The organism is Xanthomonas vasicola pv. musacearum NCPPB 4379 (assembly GCF_000277895.2).
Taxonomy (GTDB): domain Bacteria; phylum Pseudomonadota; class Gammaproteobacteria; order Xanthomonadales; family Xanthomonadaceae; genus Xanthomonas; species Xanthomonas vasicola.
Window position 1 is genome coordinate 1710086 of record NZ_CP034655.1, and the last position, 16875, is coordinate 1726960.

Consider the following 16875-nt stretch of genomic DNA (forward strand, 5'->3'; position numbering starts at 1 on the left):
GCGCGCCACTGCGGCGTTCACGCGTTGCGCTAGCTGATCAAACACCGCGTGCAGGCCAGCGCCACTGCGGCTTGACGCCCGATCGGCTAGCCTGAGGCCCCGGTTTTTCCGAAGTCTGCGCAATGTTCCGCTGGTTCGAGTCCCTGATCGATATTTTCCCGCCCATCGAGCGGGAGATGCCGCCACGCAGCGTGTGGCGCTTTTATCTGCATTATCTGCGGCCGTTGTGGCCAATTCTGTTGGCGACCTTGATCGCCGGACTGCTGCTGGCGCTGGTGGAAGTGGCGATGTTCGACTTCCTCGGCCGCATCGTCGACATGCTGTCCGACAAACCGGGGCCGGACTTCTTCCGGCTCCACGCAGGCGAACTGATCTGGATGGCGGTGATCACCCTGGTGGCGCGGCCGTTTTTTACCGGCCTGCACAATCTGCTGGTCAATCAGGCGATTGTGCCGGGTCTGAGCAACCGTTCGCGCTGGCTGATGCACAACTACGTGGTGCGCCAAAGCCTGGGCTTCTTCAACAACGATTTTGCCGGGCGCATCGCCAATCGCGTGATGCAGACCGGTACCTCGCTGCGCGAATCAGCCGTGCAGATGGTGGATGCGCTCTGGTACATCGTGGTCTACACCGGCAGCGCGTTGTGGTTGTTTGCACAGGCCGACCCCTGGCTGATGGCGCCGCTGCTGATCTGGCTGGTGGTGTACGTGGCGCTGATGGCGTTCTTCGTGCCGCGCTTGAAGGCGCGCGCATGGATTGCGTCGGATGCGCGCTCCAAGGCGACCGGTCGCATCGTCGACGGTTACACCAATATCTCCACGCTCAAGTTGTTCGCCCATGCCGGTCGCGAACAGGCCTATGTGCGCGATGCCATCGACGAGCTGGCAGTGAAGCATCGCGGGCAAACCCGGGTGACCACTGCGATGGATACCGCCATTGCGGTGGCGAACGGGTTTTTGATCGTGGGCACCTGCGCGCTGGCGCTGTGGTTGTGGAGCCGCGGGCAGATCAGTGTGGGCGCGATCACCTTGGCTACCGGCCTGGTGATCCGCATCCACAACATGTCCGGCTGGATCATGTGGACGGTGAACGGCATCTTCGAAGATATCGGCACGGTGCAGGACGGCATGCAGACCATCTCGCAACCGGTGCAGGTGCAGGACGTAGCGGATGCGGTGCCGCTGCAGGTGACCCAGGGGCAGGTGCAGTTCGAGCACATCCACTTCCATTACGGCAAGCGCGGCGGGGTGATTGCCGGGCTGGATCTGCAGGTGCGTGCCGGCGAGAAGATCGGCCTGGTCGGGCCTTCAGGTGCCGGCAAATCCACCTTGGTCAATGTGTTGCTGCGGCTGTACGACCTGGAGCAGGGGCGCATCCTGATCGATGGGCAAGACATCGCAACCGTGACGCAGGAAAGCCTGCGCGGGCAGATCGGCTTGGTCACCCAGGACACCTCGTTACTGCATCGTTCGATCCGCGACAACTTGCTCTATGGGCGGCCGCAGGCCAGCGAGGCGCAGATTCTCGATGCCGTACGCAAGGCACGCGCCGACAGTTTCATCGACACGCTGATCGATGGCGAAGGCCGCAGCGGCTTCGATGCGCATGTGGGCGAGCGCGGGGTCAAACTCTCCGGCGGTCAACGCCAGCGCATCGCGATTGCGCGGGTGCTGCTGAAAGACGCACCGATCCTGATTTTGGACGAAGCAACGTCGGCGCTGGATTCGGAAGTGGAGGCCGCCATCCAGGACAGCCTGGATGCCTTGATGGGCAACAAGACCGTGATCGCAATTGCGCACCGTCTTTCTACTATCGCGCGCATGGACCGGCTGGTGGTGATGGACGGCGGCAAGATTGTCGAGACAGGCACGCATGCGGAACTGATCGCGCACGGCGGCTTATATGCGCGGTTGTGGGCGCGGCAGACCGGTGGGTTTGTTGCGGCGGATGCGTGACGGAAAAAGCGACGCGTGAGGACACGCAATTGGCTTCGTGTGGCTTGAAAACCTGCTAACGGAACTTAGCAAGCATCCAAGCCCCTCTCCCATCGGGAGAGGGGTTGGGGTGAGGGTACGGGGCGTAGCCACTAGCCATGTGGACGGCACACATTTCTTCGTTGCTGAATCACACAACGAAGGTCAGTTTCCTCCATTAGCCATACGACGCTGCGCCCGCACCCTCATCCGCCCCACGGGCACCTTCTCCTCCATGAAGGAGACAATGTCCCGGTGAGAGAATAGAGGCACTTACTCGATCGGCTGATCCAGCATCAGCTCGCGTGCGAAGCGCACCGGCGGGGCGCCGTACGACAGCATCTTGTCGTGATAGGCCTTCAGGTTGAACGCGTCGCCGAGCTTCTCCTGTACAGCCTTGCGCGTGTCCAGATGTTCCTGCACGCCGACGAAGTAGGTCGGCAGCTGCGCGGACGAGAGCTGCGCGCGCACCCACTTGCCCGAGGCTTCGCTTTCCTGCTGGAAGGTGTCGTGGGTCATCAGGTGCATTGCTTTGTCGCGATCCCAGCCGTCCACATGCACGCCCTGGTCGAGAATGGCATTGGCAATGGTGCGCAGGTAGAACTTCAACTGCACCAGATGGAACAGCGGGTCGTTATCCAGATAGCCCTGTTCCTGCATCATGCGCTCGGTGTACACCGCCCAGCCTTCGGCGAACATGCCTGAACGTAGCACCGCGCGCAGCGTGGAGGGGAACTTGGCCGAGTGCCAGCCTTCCAGGTAATGGCCCGGCGTGCCCTCATGGATGCTGAGCAGCTGGATCATGCGGGTGTTGTATTCGCGCAGGAACGAATCCACCTGCTTGTCGTTCCAGTCGTCGGGGATCGGCGACACCGCGTAGAACGTTTTCAGATTCTTGTCGAGCGGGCCGGGCGAATCGCAATAGGCCACCGCCACGCCACGCTGAAATTCCGGCATCAGGATGATGTCCACCGGCGAATCCGGCAGCGTCATCAAATCTTTCTGATGCACGAATTCAGTCGATTGCGCCAGCGCTGCCTTGGCTGCGTCCACCACCTTGTCGCGCGCCGGCTTGTCGGCATACGCCAGTTCCAATGCCGCTTCGATCGCGGCCTGCTGCTGGTCGTCATTGGGCGATTCGGGCAACTTGGGAGCGCCCGGCTTGTCCTTCAGCACGGTGCGCGCAATGCCATACATTTCGCCGCGCACGCGCTTGAGCTCGGATTCGGCGCGTTGCTTGATGTCGGCACGCGACAGCGACGACAGCAGCGCGAATTTCAGCTTCTGGTCGTATTTTTCTGCACCGATGCGGAAGTCGCCCTTGGCGTTGGGCACCAATACCGTGTCCAGCCAGGTCTGCTGCTCAGCCACTGCCTTGCGCAGGTTGTCGATGGCCGCCTGCGCGCGCGCCGCTTCGATTGGGCCCAGCTGGCTGATATTGGGCGCGATGAAACTATCGACGATGCTCAGGATGCCCTTGTTTTGCTTGGCCACCGTTTCGGCGTGGATCTTTGGCACCCGCGCCGGGTCCAGGTTCTCGCGCGCCTGCGCAAAAATGCTCGGAATCTTTTCCATGCGCTGGGTGGCCGCAGTCAGGCGCTCGGGCATTGGCGCGAATTCGCGTGCCATCAGGCTGTACAGCGCGCTGCCGGCCAGGCCGTTGTAGATCTGGGGGTCCCAGGCCCAGCTTTGCAGCACTTCGGTATTCCAGATTTCCGATTGCAGCTGATTGCGCAAAATCGCAGCATCCACCTGGTTCTCGCGCGACAGCTTGGCCACGTCGATCGCATCCAGTGTGGCCAGCAGCTTCTTGCCCGCCTCCAGGCTGCGCTGACGGCCGCTGGCGCTCAGGTCATCGATCTGCGTATCGAAGCGGTGATCGCCGGTCTGCGTGGCGGTGACCGGCGACAGCTGCATCCAGGTGTCCAGCGCTTGTTTGGACAACGCAGTAAAGCGCGCATCCGGAGTCTGTGCTTCGGCGGCGGCAGGCGCGGTTGCATCGGCACGCGGGGATTCGGGCTGTTGCTGGCAGGCACTGAGGCCAGTGAGCAGGGCAAGGACAAGCAGGCGTTGACGCATCGTGGGTCCTGGTGGAATCAAACCACCAGCATAGGCATCTGCGCGCGTGTCTGCATCCGCCATTGGTTTAGAGCAGCCAACAAACCGATGGCGCGCACCGCCAGGCGGGCGCGGCCGGTGCGCGAAACCGGCATGTGTTGCGTCCCCCTGGTTCCTGCGAGCCGTCCACGCCCCCTACAGATGCTCACCACGTGTTGGTGAGCCCTTACCCCGCAGCCGGCCGGCAGCGCCGACCGCTCGGCGCGCAGGATAGGTGCATGTTGCGGGCGCGATCGCTCGTACACTCCGGTTCCTGCGCACTGCCTCGCCACCAGGCAACGCGCACAGGCAACATCATGCTTGCCACCCACCCGGTGGCCTAGAGCACCTAAAAAGCATTACGCAGCCGCCAGGCGGGCGCGGTCGGTGCTCGGAATCGGCATGTCGTACTCGTACACTCCGGTTCCTGCGCGCCGTCCATGCCCGCGTGACGGCTGCTCGCTACGTGTTGTTAGCCGCTTTTATTCCAAGGAGGATCACATGCACTACGCCGGTAGCTTTCATTGCGGACGCATCGCGTTCGATCTGGAGACCGAAGCACCCATCACCGAGGTCAACGACTGCAATTGTTCGCTGTGTCGCCGCCGCGGCGGTTTGCTTTGTTACGGCACGCACACGCAACTGCAGCCGCACGCCGAACCAGCAGCGGTAGGCAGCGACCGCTTCAATCAGCAGCACATCGATCACCATTACTGCCCGCAGTGCGGAACCGCGCCCTCCAGCGAAGGCATCAGCCCCAAGACCGGCGAAATGGGCGTCGCCGTCAATGTGCGTTGCCTGCCGGCTCTGGATCTTGCCGGGCTGCAGGTACATGCAGTCGATGGAGCCAGCCGATGAGTCGCGCGATGCAGCGGTATGCCGCGGTCATGCTGCTCGGATGGGCGCTGTGCGGGTGTGCGAAGCATCAAGCGGAGATGGCGGCCGACGGCGGTGCTGCTGCGCCGGCACCGCCCGCCGCGCAGGGCAATGCCTTGGCCTACGAGCACGATGTGCGCATCGAGCTGCCTGCCGATCAGATTGGCCAGCGCATCGCCGCCATACGCACTGCCTGCCAGGGCGCGCAGTTCGGCGATTGCGCCTTGCTGGCGGTAGAGCAGGAAGGCGGGCGCGACCCCAGCGGGCGCGTCAGCGTGCGCCTGGCACCGGACGGGATTGAGCCAATGGTGCAATTGGCTGGCCAACATGGCGATGTCGCCGCGCGCAGCACGCGTGCGGAAGACCTGGCACAGCAGATCGCCGACACCAGCCTGGCCCAGGCGCGGCTGCAAAAAGAACATGCGCGTCTGCTCGAATTGCAGCAACGCCTCAATCTGGCGGTGACCGATCTGCTGGCCTTGTCCAAGCGGCTGGCCGAGATTGAAGCCGAAGCCCAGCAGGCCGAACGACAGGCAGCGCAGCAACAGCGGCGTGTGCGCACGCAGTTGCTGACGCTCACTTTCCGCAGCACCGGAGGCCAACAGGGCAGGGGCGAAATTGCCGAAGCCGCCGCCGAGTTTGGGGAGGTGTTTTCCAGCAGCGTGGCGTTTGTGATCCGCGCAGTGGCAGCGCTGCTGCCGGTAGCCGTGCTCGCATTGATTGCCGGCTGGTTGCTGTTGCAGGCATGGCGTTGGCGCGCACGCCGCCGCCGGATGTCCTGAAACACTTGCAGCTGCGCGGCACTGCCGTGCAGCTGCGCAATTAGCTGATTTGTGGTTGCTTGCGGCATGCATCGTCAGTGCTTAGACGCATGCCGCCCGACTGGTTTAGCGCACGCCGAAAGCGACAACGCGCGTTAGTGCATCAAACCGGTTCCAGATGTGCCGTAACTTCGAAACCCGCGAGGTTGAGCCGGGCTCAGCCTTCGTCAACTTCATATTCCACAAATACGTCCAGCTGCAGTGCCAATTCCTGCACGGCGTCGCGCACCTTTTGCGCGGTGGCTTCGTTGCCTGCTTCCACTTCGAACTCATGGCTGCCTGGACCTTCGTCATCGGAGAGGCCGGCCGAGCTGGAATCGTCGTCGTCCAGATGCGGCATCAGATCATCCACTTCTTCCACGTGCTCGATGCCGTCGATGCTCTGCAGCAGGTTGGCAATGGCACGCGCGTCGTCGTCGGTGCCGGTGATACGCATGCGAAGGGTAGGCATGGGAGTGTCCTGGGGATTGGGGACGTCAAGCCTAGGCATCGATAAGACAAAACGAGGTGATGGTGCACGCTGCCCGCGTCACGCGAGCTGTGCCGGCCACGCCTCGCTTGTCGCCGGCGCGGAATGCAGCATGCGTCGCACTGCGACGCGTAGCATCGTCGCATGATGTAGTGATGTTGCGCATGATGGATGCATGCCATGTAGACACGACCGAACCCGTTGCGGCAGCTCACCTGCGTGGCCATGGTCAGCGCGATTTCGTGCCGACCCGGCGAAACGCCACTGACCAGCGGAAGCGCAGATGTTTGTCGTCGGCACCCAGCACGATCTGCACCTGCTGCCCGTCGGCATCGCTACGTTGTGCCAGCACCGGAAAGCGCCCGGCGAAACGTTGCGCCGCGCTAGGGTCGAGCAACGAAGACACCGAGCAACCCAACTGCGAGGTGCGTAGTCCCAATGGCTTGACCAGGGATGTATGCCGCCTCGCTCAAATGCCAAGACACCTGCGTGACTTCATTGCGCTGCCGATGCTTTGCGCGAAAGCCGACGCACCCGCGGCTCCCGCACGCCTTCGCTCGGCGGCAACGTCACCAACTCGGCCGGCAGTGCCGGCATCGGGGTGCGTTCGTCCAGTGCTTCGCGCTTGAGCCAATCGATAAATAACGCCGCCGCCGGACTGAGCGCGCGGTGGCTGGGGTGCACGATGTAGTACGCATAACGCGCCTTGAGCGTGGGTCCGGGCAGGCGCACCAGTTCGTAGCGTTGCAGGTAGGGTTGCGCGCTGTGTTTGCGCGCCGACACCGCGCCCAAGCCATATACGGCAGCGCGCGTTGCGTCGGTGCTGTCGTTGAAGGTGTGCATCGGCGGCAAGGTGGTGCCGCGCACTTGAGCGGCGCGAAACCAGTCGCGCCAGCCCTGCGGTTAGCAACGGCAATTGCGCGATCTGCGCTGGCGTGCGCAATGCGGCCACTTCCGGCAACGACGGCGAGGCGACGGGAAATAACGCGTCGTCCATCAGATGATGCGAGGTCAATCCGGGCCACGCGCCCTGGCCGTAACGGATACCCAGGTCCGGGCCGCCTTCTTCGAAACGCGAAAAGGCCGCGTCCGATTGCAGATCCATACGGATATGCGGATAGGTGCGGCAAAAGCGTGGCAGCCGCGGCAGCAGCCAGCAGCCAGCAGTACGACAGCGACCGCAACGTGGTCACGCGGAGCGGAACGGCGTCTTCGCGCGGATGCAGATTGCCGGCCACCGCAGCAATTTCGGCCAGTGCAGCGGTGGCGGCATCGGCGAGCTGACGGCCTTCGGCGGTGAGTTTGACGCCGCGCGGCAGACGCTGAAACAACGTAGCCCCCAGCAATGCTTCGAGCTTGCGCACGTGGTGGCTAACTGCGCTGGCGGTGAGGTGCAGTTCTTCGGCGGCATGCGCGAAATTCTGGTGGCGCGCAGCGGCTGCAAACACGCCCAGCGCAGGTAAGAGGGTGGGGCGCAGATTCATCGAGGCATGAGTGAGATTTGTGGCTCGCCCCGATACTACGCGCTTGTCGCCCTCGCAGTAGCAACCGATGCTGCGCCATCCCTTCACGATGATCGTGCCATGTCCCTCAGCTCGCCCGCTGTTGTGTTCTGCCGTTTCTTGATAACACAGCCCGGTGCGGGAGCTCGGCCATGAGCGCGCAATCGTCGGCGCAACCTGAGCTGGCAACACGCGAATGGCGCACGCCGCTTGAGCTTGGTTTTCTGGGCATCGTGTGGGGCTGCTCGTTCCTGTTTATGCGCGTGGCCGCGCCAAAGTTCGGCACCGTGGTGCTGGTGGAAGTTCGCCTGGCGCTGGGCGCGTTGGTGCTGCTGCCATTCCTGTGGCTGGCACGCGATCGCTTCGCGCTGCATCGCTGGCCGATGTTGGCGGCGATTGGCGTCCTCAACTCTGCGTTACCGTTCCTGCTGTTCGCCTGGGGCGCGCAACACGCACCGGCGGCAGTGGGTGCGATCTGCAATGCGATGACGGTGTTGTTCACTGCGCTGATCGCATTTCTGTTTTTTGGCGAACGTATCGGCACGCGTCGCGCGTTGGCCTTGCTGGTGGGCTTTATCGGTGTGCTGGTGCTGGCCACCGGCAAATCGGCCGGTTTGAGCGTGGGCCCGGCGGCGTTGGCCGGCGCAACTGCCACGCTGCTGTACGGCATCGGCTACAACCTGGTGAAGCGCCACATGGGCGATTTGCCACCGGCCGCATCGGCAGCATCCACACCTGGCTGCAGTGCGTTGCTGCTGGCGCCGCTGGCTTGGTGGCAGTGGCCGACCACGCCGGTGCCGGCAGTGGGGTGGGCCTGCGCCACTGCGCTGGGGGTGGTGTGCACCGGGCTGGCGTTTCTGATGTTACCGGCTGATCCAGCGCATCGGCCCGGCGCGTGCGTCCTATCTCGTGCCAGTGTTCGGTGCGCTGCTGGCGTGGTCGCTGCTGGGCGAACCGTTGACCTGGACGATGCTGGTGGCCGCGGTACTGATCCTAGGCAGCGTGGCCTTCAGCCAGCGCGCCCGCTAAGCCATGCGCGGCGCGCTTCTACCAATTCCCAATCCCCAATCCCAAGTGCCAATTCAACCAGCAGCAGCCGGCGTGCGCACGGGTAACGGCACGTTACACAGATCGATATGCCCGGCGGGGCGTTTGTAGAAATCATCCTTGCGATTACGGCGAGCTTCGGCCACATCGCGGAAGGTCTGGCTATCGGTGCGCAGCAACTGCAGTGGTGTGCGCTCGGGCGCAGGCACCTCGCTGGCCAGCCGAATCGCGCGGATCGGTGCGCGTTGCGCGGGGTCGTCGTAAAAACCCATCGGGTCGGGGCCGCGTGGCGTCACGCTGAGCAATTCCATGCCTTTGACCACGCGCCCGACCACCGTGATGTTGCGATCCAGTTGGCGCGGCGATTGCCCGGTGACCACATACAACTCGGCACCGATGCTGCTGTCTTCATCATTGTTGCGGCCGGCGCCGAGGGTGCCGTAGCAATGCGCCAACCAGGTCTTGCCGGTGGCGGGGTCGCGGCCAACCGGGAAACCGTCGACAAAGCCCACTTGCGGTGCCCAGCCGTCGCTATCGTGCAGGCGCTGGAAGTCCAGGCCCTGCGATGCGCGTTCGAATTCGGCCGGCAGATGCGTCTTGGCCGAGCCGAGCGATTTGGCTTTGGCCGGTGTCTCACCATCCGGGTCGCCGAACTGCACCACGAAATTATCCTGCGAGCGGTAGATGCTCAGCCCATCCCAGAAGCGCTCATGCGCCAGCGTGCGGATATTGCCGACGTGCTCCGGCGCAAATTGCGGTGCCAGCTCGATGATGACCCGGCCGGCATCCAGCTCCAGGTACAGCGTGCGGTCCGGGTCGAGCACGCGCCATGCACTGGCCGGTGAGCTGTCCAGAATCTGTTGCGGGCTACGGTAGGCCGCGTTGGCGGCTGCGGGTAACAGCAGAGCGAGCAGGCAGGCGGAAGCAACAGTGCGCAGGAGCATGAAGGCAGCCAGCAGGGAGGTGCCTGCGATTCTTGCCGACCACGCGCCCGGACGCAAAGTATGCGTGGCGCACAGCAATACGCCGACGGGTTGCGCCGGCGTCGTGTCCAGATGCGAAGACTTGCCGCAAGCGGGTGCTTACGGGTTGTTGCGCACGTGCGGGCTGGTGTGATGCTCGGCAACACCATGGTGGTTGCGGAACAGCGGCACCAGCTGCCACAGCGCCGAGATGCCCACTAGCGTGTAGACCACACGCGAGAGCAGCGCGTCCTGCCCGCCGAACAGCGCGGCCACCAGATCGAACTGAAACAGGCCGACCAGCCCCCAGTTCAATCCGCCGACGATAAGAAGCACCAGAGTGATGACGTTGATCGCTTTCATGAAAGCATTCCATGTGGGTGGGAACCCCCAGACTCCGCCTGCCCCAGCGAGCAGCCCGTGAGCGTTGCTCACTTGCGGTGCGCTTTGCACACATGTTGGTCACATCCGCCTGCCATGCGCGCCGTGTCGGCACGTCCAGGCAGGGGTCGCCAGCGGCGCGATTGCCGAAGGATCGATGCTTGGCAGACCGACGGCGATCCCACTTTCGACTGCGAGCCCTGGTGGAGCCCATAGTCGAACGGCCTTCGCACACAGCGGTAAAGTGCGCACCGCGCTGCGATCAACAGTCGGGCGACCCCACAATCTGGGCATCTTTCAAACAGGGCCCGCATCGGGACCACCCTGTCTGCATATCGGCAGGTGCGTGTGGCTCGCGCCTTGCTGATCAACGGGCTTCTTTCTCGGCTTGGGGGCACGTCATCCGGCATGTTGCAGGGAGGGAAGCCGTGCAACACGCCGGATGATCACCTCATACCAAGTCCTTGGCGTGTTTGCCGGCTCGGCGGGCGAACGTGTGGAATTCCATCTCCAGGTCCCTACCACTCTTGCACCGCGTTATTTCGCTGCTCGTGTGCCCCAGCTTCGCTCGGCTCGGGCTGTTCTGGACCGGGGCATGCTCCGGGTGCAACTGTGCCACTTGGGATATCGATGGCTGACGCTGTGGTGCGCTCGTCGCTTCCGCTTCGCTCGAGGACATTAGCGGTTGCAAACCGAGTGCCTGGGCGTCTTTGCCGGGTCCAGCCAGCGGCGCTCCTGGCGTCATCCCACTGCTTCGCCTGACAGGCGCGCGTCCAAGTGGACTAAGTGCCGGGTCACGTGCGGAATCAATTCTGCAGGTCGCGCAGGGTGGAGCATTGGCGAGTTCCGTTTGCCGGATCTCCGGCTCCTGAATCTTTGTGGTGTACGTCCCGGTGCTGCGGCTGGCCGGATCGAGGGATGCAGCTGGCTTCATCGGACATATCCCCTGGGGTATATACGGCAGATAGATCGACTTGCGTACCAAGGCAGTTGGCGAGCGAGGCATGAAGTTGTATCGCACATGCCGTGGAACTTCCTTCCTAGCTAAGCTGCGTTCCGAACCTGCCAATGTTGATGGGGGCAAATAGGTGAGTGCACTGCGCGAGGATTGAACCATCGGATCCGCACCTTCCTGTCTGCAGAGCAGATTTTGTATCGCCATATCCGAACGAGTGCGGTTGCGAACCTGCGCTTGGTGCGCAATCGATGCATAGGGCGTGACCGGCGTGCATCCATCTCCCGCTGTCATTAAGTACAGCGGCCTCGAACAAGGCCGATGCCAGTGTGTATCTACCGTAGCGCGGCGTGGTTTGACAACAACACTCAGATCCATGACAGATTGTGTGACCCAGCTGTGCCTAGATTGGGCGAATGCGATGCCATCGATCTCGCGACGGCTGCAGCAATGGGCTAGCGTGCTTTCGGCTGGGGAGCGCATCTGCTATCGCTGCGCCCGTCGCAACAGGCGGTCCTGTTCGGTTACTGCTGCTGCGATCGAACCTGGTGCATGAAGGCGGATCAGTGTCTTCGTGCACTGACATCGATAATCTTTCCGTGAGCTGCGGTTTCAGCGAATGCATGCATCGCCGTATCAGCTGGCTTGGCAGCGATCACCGCCGTAATCCTCAACGTGCCGGCTTGCGTTTGACGTAAAGCTGCTTGCGCACGCGCGCGACCACCTCGCCATCGCGGTTGTGCACGTCGTTTTCGAACCAGCGCAGATGTTTTTCGCCGCTTGCAGTGGCCTGGCGTAGTTGCGCCAGCACGCTGTCGTCGATGACGAAATCCGCCGTCACCGTGCCGCGGCCTGGTTTGACGAACTCGATGCTGCCGGCCTTATCCCACACGTAATAATCGCGGCCCAGGTTGTGCATGGTCAGCAGCATCCAGAACGGGTCGGTCATCGCGAACAGGCTGCCGCCGAAATGGGTGCCGACGTAGTTGCGATTCCACGGGCGCTGGCGCAGCTCCACCCGCGCAAAGCGGTAGTCTTCCGACAGCACGGTGACGTGGATGCCGGCGAACAAAAACGGCGGCCACAGATTAAGGCCCAACTTGAACAGCGATGCGCGCATATGGGCCTGTTTCCTTGGCGAGGAAGGCGCTTAGCATAACATTCGCATGCGTATGGATGGCGGTGTGTCGGCCATGTCGGCATGGTCGTGCGTCTGTTGCTGCTCACTGCGAATCGGTGCCACCGCTATCGGTCAGCCGGGTGTCGACGCCTTGTATGCCCCAAACGCAACGCGCCGGGCACAGGCCCGGCGCGGATCACGCGATGAGCAGCGCGATCGCACGACCGCCCAACCCAGCCCGATGTCAGGCATCAACCCCGGCGCTTAAAACACCAGCGCCGACATCTTGCGGCGATAGCGGCCGACCAGATCTTCATCCTCGATCACCCGGAACGCATCGATCAGGCTGCGACGCGGCAGGCTGTCGTCGAATGTGCGGTCCTGCCGCAGCATTTCCAGAAACTGCTCCAGCGCGGCTTCGTCATTACCGTCGAGCAGGTGGCGCACGCCGAGCAGATGTCGCGCGCGCAGGTCGGCACCGTCGGCATCTACGGTGGCCTGCAGCGTGCCGGTGTCCGGGGCGTCCTTGAGCACGTTGGCAAAGCTCAGCCGCGCCTTGGCGCGCACCGCGCGGTCGTCGGTGGCGAGGTTGGCGGGCAGGGCATCGATCAACTGCTCGGCTTCGGCGGTGTCGCCGGTCTTGAGCAGGGCCAGCGCCAGGTCCAGCTTGAGTTCGTCCTTGTCCGGCGCGGCAGCGATCGCCTCACGCAGCGCCGCCACTTGCGCCTGTGTGTCGAGCGGCGCCACCGGCGCTGCTTCGGCTACCTGCGGCTCGGCCGGCAGCACACCGTGCTGGGTCAGGAATTCGCGCACCTGGCCTTCCGGCATCGCGCCGGGGAAGCCATCGACGATCTCGCCGCCCTTGACCAAAAACACCGTCGGCACCGAGCGGATCTGGAACGCCGCGGCGATCTGCTGTTCCTTGTCCACGTCGACCTTGCCCAGTTCGAAGGCGCCGTTGTACTCGCCGGCCAGCTTTTCCAGGATCGGCGTCAGCGACTTGCAGGGGCCGCACCAGGTGGCCCAGAAGTCCACCAGTACCGGCGTCGTCAACGATTTCTGCAGGACCTCGGTCTCGAAGGTGTCGGTGGTGGCATCGAATACATGCGGCTTGTCGGACATGGGCTTCCAGAAGTGAGTGCGGCAACAGTGGGAGGTAATGGTGGCAAACGCGGCTGACACAAGCCTAGCCGCAATGACGCGCTTCGGCGCCCTGCGTGGTCGCCTGGAGCACGGGCGTGGCAGCGTCAGGGGTTCACGCCGCGCCCGCCCGGCACGACAATGCCGCGTTCTGACGGCGCATCGCGCCCCTGCTGGAGCAAGACAATGCCAACCACTGACAGCGCGCAGCGCTACATCGGCCTGATCGCCGCAACGGTCTTCGTGCTGGCGCTCGCCGGATTCGGCGCCACGCTGCCGGGCTATCTGCAGGCCAGCCACCCGGTAGCGCTGTTGGGTGCGCAAGGCGTGCCGCATGCGCTGGGCTTCAATCTGATTGCATTCGTGCTGGTGGGTGCGCTGGGCATGGTCACCGGGGTCAGCCTGCTGGCGCGTATGCCGGCCAAAGCCAGCTGGAGTCTGCGCGTGGGCGGACAGTTGATCGTGCTGGCCGGCCTGGCCTTTCTGGGCATGGGCATGCTGCCGCTGGACCCCACCGATCTGGATGGCCGCGCCAGCCAGGCCCATGCCACCGCCTGGTTGTTGTGGGCGGTGGCATTCGTGCCCGGCATGTTGTTGATTGCCGCCGCGCTGCTCAACGATGCCACGACCCGCACGCTGGCCTGGTTGAGCCTGGCGGCAGGGCTGCTGGTGGCGGTGTTGGCGTTCGGCCCGCCGGGCCTGCTGCGCCAGGCCATTGCCCAGCGGCTGGCGTTCCTGGCCTGGGTGGGCTGGCTGGCAGTGGCGGCCTGGGCCTGGCCGGCGAAGTCCCCGGTCTAAGGCAACGGTTTGGTGCACCTGCTGCACTGCGGTACCCTGTACCGCTTTGCACCGCCCGAGCATCTGCTCCCAATGTCCACCGTCGAACCGAACGTCTACGACCCGCAGCAGGTCGAAACCTCCGCCCAGCAGTTTTGGGATGCCACCCGCGCCTTCCAGGTCGACGAGAACTCGGATAAGCCGAAGTTCTATTGCCTGTCGATGCTGCCGTACCCGTCCGGTGCGCTGCATATGGGCCATGTGCGCAACTACACCATTTCCGATGTGGTCAGCCGCTACAAGCGCATGACCGGCCACAACGTGCTGCAGCCGATGGGCTGGGATGCGTTCGGGTTGCCGGCGGAAAACGCCGCGATCAAGAACAAGACCGCGCCGGCCAAGTGGACCTACGCCAACATCGCGCACATGCGCGCGCAGCTGAAGTCGCTGGGCTACGCCATCGATTGGTCGCGCGAGTTCGCCACCTGCACGCCGGACTATTACGTGCACGAGCAGCGCATGTTTACCCGGCTGATGCGCAAGGGCCTGGCCTATCGCCGCAATGCGGTGGTGAACTGGGACCCGATCGACCAGACCGTGCTGGCCAACGAGCAGGTCATCGACGGCCGCGGCTGGCGCTCCGGCGCGGTGGTGGAAAAACGCGAGATTCCGCAGTGGTTCCTGCGCATTACCGATTACGCGCAGGAATTGCTCGACGGCCTGGACCAGCTGGACGGCTGGCCGGACTCGGTCAAGACCATGCAGCGCAACTGGATCGGCCGCTCGGAAGGGCTGGAAATCCAATTCGACGTGCGCGACACCAACGGCGCGGCACTCGATCCGCTGCGCGTGTTCACCACCCGCCCGGACACGCTGATGGGCGTGACCTTTGTGTCGATCGCGGCCGAGCATCCGCTGGCATTGCATGCGGCCAAATCCAACCCGGAACTGGCCGCGCTGCTGGAAACGCTCAAGCACGGCGGCGTGTCCGAAGCCGAGTTGGAAACCCAGGAAAAGCGCGGCATGGCGACCGGCCTGACCGCGGTGCACCCGATCAGCGGCGAGCAGGTGCCGGTGTGGGTGGCCAACTTCGTGCTGATGGGCTACGGCACCGGCGCGGTGATGGCGGTTCCCGGCCACGACCAGCGCGATTTCGAGTTCGCCAACAAGTACGGCCTGCCGATCGTGCAGGTGGTCAAGCTGCGCGAGCCGCGTAACGAAGACGAGCAGACCTGGGACGCCACCCAGTGGCGCGACTGGTACACCGACAAGAGCCGCGAGCTGGAGCTGATCAATTCGGCCGAGTTCGATGGCCTGGATTTCGGCGGCGCCTTCGAAGCCTTGGCCGAGCGCTTCGAGCGCAAGGGCCAGGGCCAGCGCCGGGTCAATTACCGTCTGCGCGACTGGGGCGTGAGCCGCCAGCGTTACTGGGGTTGCCCGATTCCGGTGATCTATTGCGCCAAGTGCGGCGCAGTGCCGGTGCCGGAAGACCAGTTGCCGGTGGTATTGCCGGAGAACGTGGAATTCGCCGGTACCGGTTCACCGATCAAGACCGATCCGACCTGGCGCCAGACCACCTGCCCGGAGTGCGGCGGCCCGGCCGAACGCGAGACCGACACCTTCGATACCTTCATGGAATCGAGTTGGTACGTGGCGCGCTATACCAGCCCGAACGCACGCGACATGGTCGACCGCCGCGCCAATTACTGGATGCCGGCCGATTTGTACGTGGGCGGCATCGAGCATGCGATCCTGCACCTGATGTACTTCCGCTTCTATCACAAGCTCATGCGCGACGCGCGGCTGGTAGATAGCGACGAGCCGGTAACCAATCTGCTCACCCAGGGCATGGTCATCGCCGACACGTTCTATCGCGACGCGGACAATGGCGGCAAGGACTGGATCAACCCGGCCGATGTCGAAATTCAGCGCGACGAGCGTGGCCGCGTCACCGGTGCGGTGCTGATCACCGACGGCCAGCCGGTGCACATCGGCGGCACCGAGAAAATGTCCAAGTCCAAGAACAACGGCGTGGACCCGCAGTCGATGGTGGCCAAGTACGGCGCTGATACGGTGCGTCTGTTCTCGATGTTTGCCGCACCGCCGGAGCAGTCGCTGGAGTGGAACGAGGCCGGCGTCGACGGCATGGCGCGCTTCATGCGCCGGTTGTGGGTGCAAGTGCACAAGCATGTGGGCGAGGGCGCTGCCGTCGTGCTGGATGTCGCCGCACTGAGCGCCGAGCAGAAAGCCGTGCGCCGCAAGACCCACGAAACCATCGGCAAGGTCAGCGACGACTACGGCCGCCGCCACAGCTTCAACACCGCCATTGCGGCGGTGATGGAATTGTCTAATGCGCTGGCCAAGTTTGACGACGCCAGCGACCAGGGCCGTGCCGTGCGCCAGGAAGCGCTGGAAGCGATGGTGCTGCTGCTCAACCCGATCACCCCGCACGCCAGCCACGCCTTGTGGCAGATGCTCGGGCGTGGCGAGACGCTGCTGGAAAACGTGGCGTTCCCGCAGGCCGACGCCAGCGCGCTGGTGCGTGATGCACTGACGCTGGCGGTGCAGATCAACGGCAAATTGCGCGGCACGATCGACGTCGCCGCCGATGCGACCCGCGAACAGATCGAAGCACTGGCGCAGGCCGAGCCGAACGCCGCCAAGTTCCTCGACGGCCTGAGCGTGCGCAAGATCATCATCGTGCCGGGCAAGATCGTGAATATCGTTGCGGGGTAAGTGCTGCTGATGCGGCGGT

At 63.9% G+C, this 16875-nt stretch carries 11 protein-coding genes, 1 other RNA gene and 4 pseudogenes; 7 read left to right on the plus strand and 9 right to left on the minus strand.

Annotated features, from left to right (window positions below; translation table 11 throughout):
* Positions 1–122 precede the first annotated feature (122 nt).
* Positions 123–1955, plus strand: a complete 1833-nt coding sequence (locus KWO_RS08035; protein ID WP_010377503.1) for an ABC transporter ATP-binding protein — start codon at positions 123–125, stop codon at positions 1953–1955.
* A 291-nt stretch (positions 1956–2246) separates the two neighbouring features.
* Here the strand turns inward: KWO_RS08035 and KWO_RS08040 are convergent, their stop codons facing one another.
* Entirely contained in the window at positions 2247–4052 is a 1806-nt protein-coding gene (locus KWO_RS08040; RefSeq protein WP_017112335.1) for a DUF885 domain-containing protein, read from the minus strand.
* Positions 4053–4472: 420 nt separating this feature from the next.
* Here KWO_RS08040 and KWO_RS08045 point away from each other — a divergent pair.
* From KWO_RS08045 to KWO_RS08055, 3 genes are all read left to right on the plus strand, one after another.
* Positions 4473–4548, plus strand: a non-coding RNA gene (locus tag KWO_RS08045) — sX9 sRNA.
* A gap of 23 nt (positions 4549–4571) precedes the next feature.
* Positions 4572–4928: a GFA family protein gene (locus tag KWO_RS08050; RefSeq protein ID WP_010377506.1), complete on the plus strand. Its 357-nt coding sequence runs from the start codon at positions 4572–4574 to the stop codon at positions 4926–4928.
* The gene (locus tag KWO_RS08055; protein ID WP_010377508.1) at positions 4925–5728 is read left to right on the plus strand and encodes a DUF4349 domain-containing protein; all 804 of its coding nucleotides are present in this window, start codon (positions 4925–4927) and stop codon (positions 5726–5728) included. Before KWO_RS08050 ends, KWO_RS08055 begins: the two co-directional genes overlap by 4 nt.
* 196 nt (positions 5729–5924) lie before the next feature.
* Here KWO_RS08055 and KWO_RS08060 read toward each other — a convergent pair whose 3' ends face one another.
* The 4 genes and pseudogenes from KWO_RS08060 to KWO_RS23450 all read right to left on the minus strand — a co-directional run bounded on the left by KWO_RS08060 (position 5925) and on the right by KWO_RS23450 (position 7720).
* Positions 5925–6218: a hypothetical protein gene (locus KWO_RS08060; RefSeq protein ID WP_017112333.1), complete on the minus strand. Its 294-nt coding sequence runs from the start codon at positions 6216–6218 to the stop codon at positions 5925–5927.
* Positions 6219–6296: 78 nt separating this feature from the next.
* Positions 6297–6552 (minus strand): annotated as a pseudogene (locus KWO_RS22500) (DUF2867 domain-containing protein).
* Positions 6553–6558: 6 nt separating this feature from the next.
* Positions 6559–6687: pseudogene (locus tag KWO_RS22505) on the minus strand (DUF2867 domain-containing protein); the annotation flags it as partial.
* 44 nt (positions 6688–6731) lie between these two features.
* A pseudogene (locus KWO_RS23450) lies at positions 6732–7720 on the minus strand (LysR substrate-binding domain-containing protein).
* Between the two features lie 170 nt (positions 7721–7890).
* On the opposite strand from KWO_RS23450, the pseudogene KWO_RS08075 reads away from it, so the two are divergent.
* Positions 7891–8767: pseudogene (locus KWO_RS08075) on the plus strand (DMT family transporter).
* A gap of 53 nt (positions 8768–8820) precedes the next feature.
* Here KWO_RS08075 and KWO_RS08080 read toward each other — a convergent pair.
* The 4 genes from KWO_RS08080 to trxA all read right to left on the minus strand — a co-directional run bounded on the left by KWO_RS08080 (position 8821) and on the right by trxA (position 13325).
* Positions 8821–9729 carry a peptidylprolyl isomerase gene (locus KWO_RS08080; protein WP_010377519.1) on the minus strand — a complete coding sequence of 303 codons (909 nt, stop codon included), beginning with the start codon at positions 9727–9729 and terminating at the stop codon, positions 8821–8823.
* 138 nt (positions 9730–9867) lie between these two features.
* Entirely contained in the window at positions 9868–10110 is a 243-nt protein-coding gene (locus tag KWO_RS08085) for a DUF378 domain-containing protein (protein WP_010377521.1), read from the minus strand.
* Positions 10111–11753: 1643 nt separating this feature from the next.
* Positions 11754–12203: a DUF4442 domain-containing protein gene (locus KWO_RS08095; RefSeq protein WP_010366834.1), complete on the minus strand. Its 450-nt coding sequence runs from the start codon at positions 12201–12203 to the stop codon at positions 11754–11756.
* 264 nt (positions 12204–12467) lie between these two features.
* The gene (gene trxA / locus KWO_RS08100) at positions 12468–13325 is read right to left on the minus strand and encodes a thioredoxin (protein WP_010377526.1); all 858 of its coding nucleotides are present in this window, start codon (positions 13323–13325) and stop codon (positions 12468–12470) included.
* A gap of 204 nt (positions 13326–13529) precedes the next feature.
* Between trxA and KWO_RS08105 the strand changes: the two genes are divergently transcribed.
* Positions 13530–14141: a DUF998 domain-containing protein gene (locus KWO_RS08105; protein WP_017112332.1), complete on the plus strand. Its 612-nt coding sequence runs from the start codon at positions 13530–13532 to the stop codon at positions 14139–14141.
* Between the two features lie 72 nt (positions 14142–14213).
* Positions 14214–16856, plus strand: a complete 2643-nt coding sequence (gene leuS / locus KWO_RS08110) for a leucine--tRNA ligase (RefSeq protein ID WP_010377530.1) — start codon at positions 14214–14216, stop codon at positions 16854–16856.
* Positions 16857–16875 lie beyond the last annotated feature (19 nt).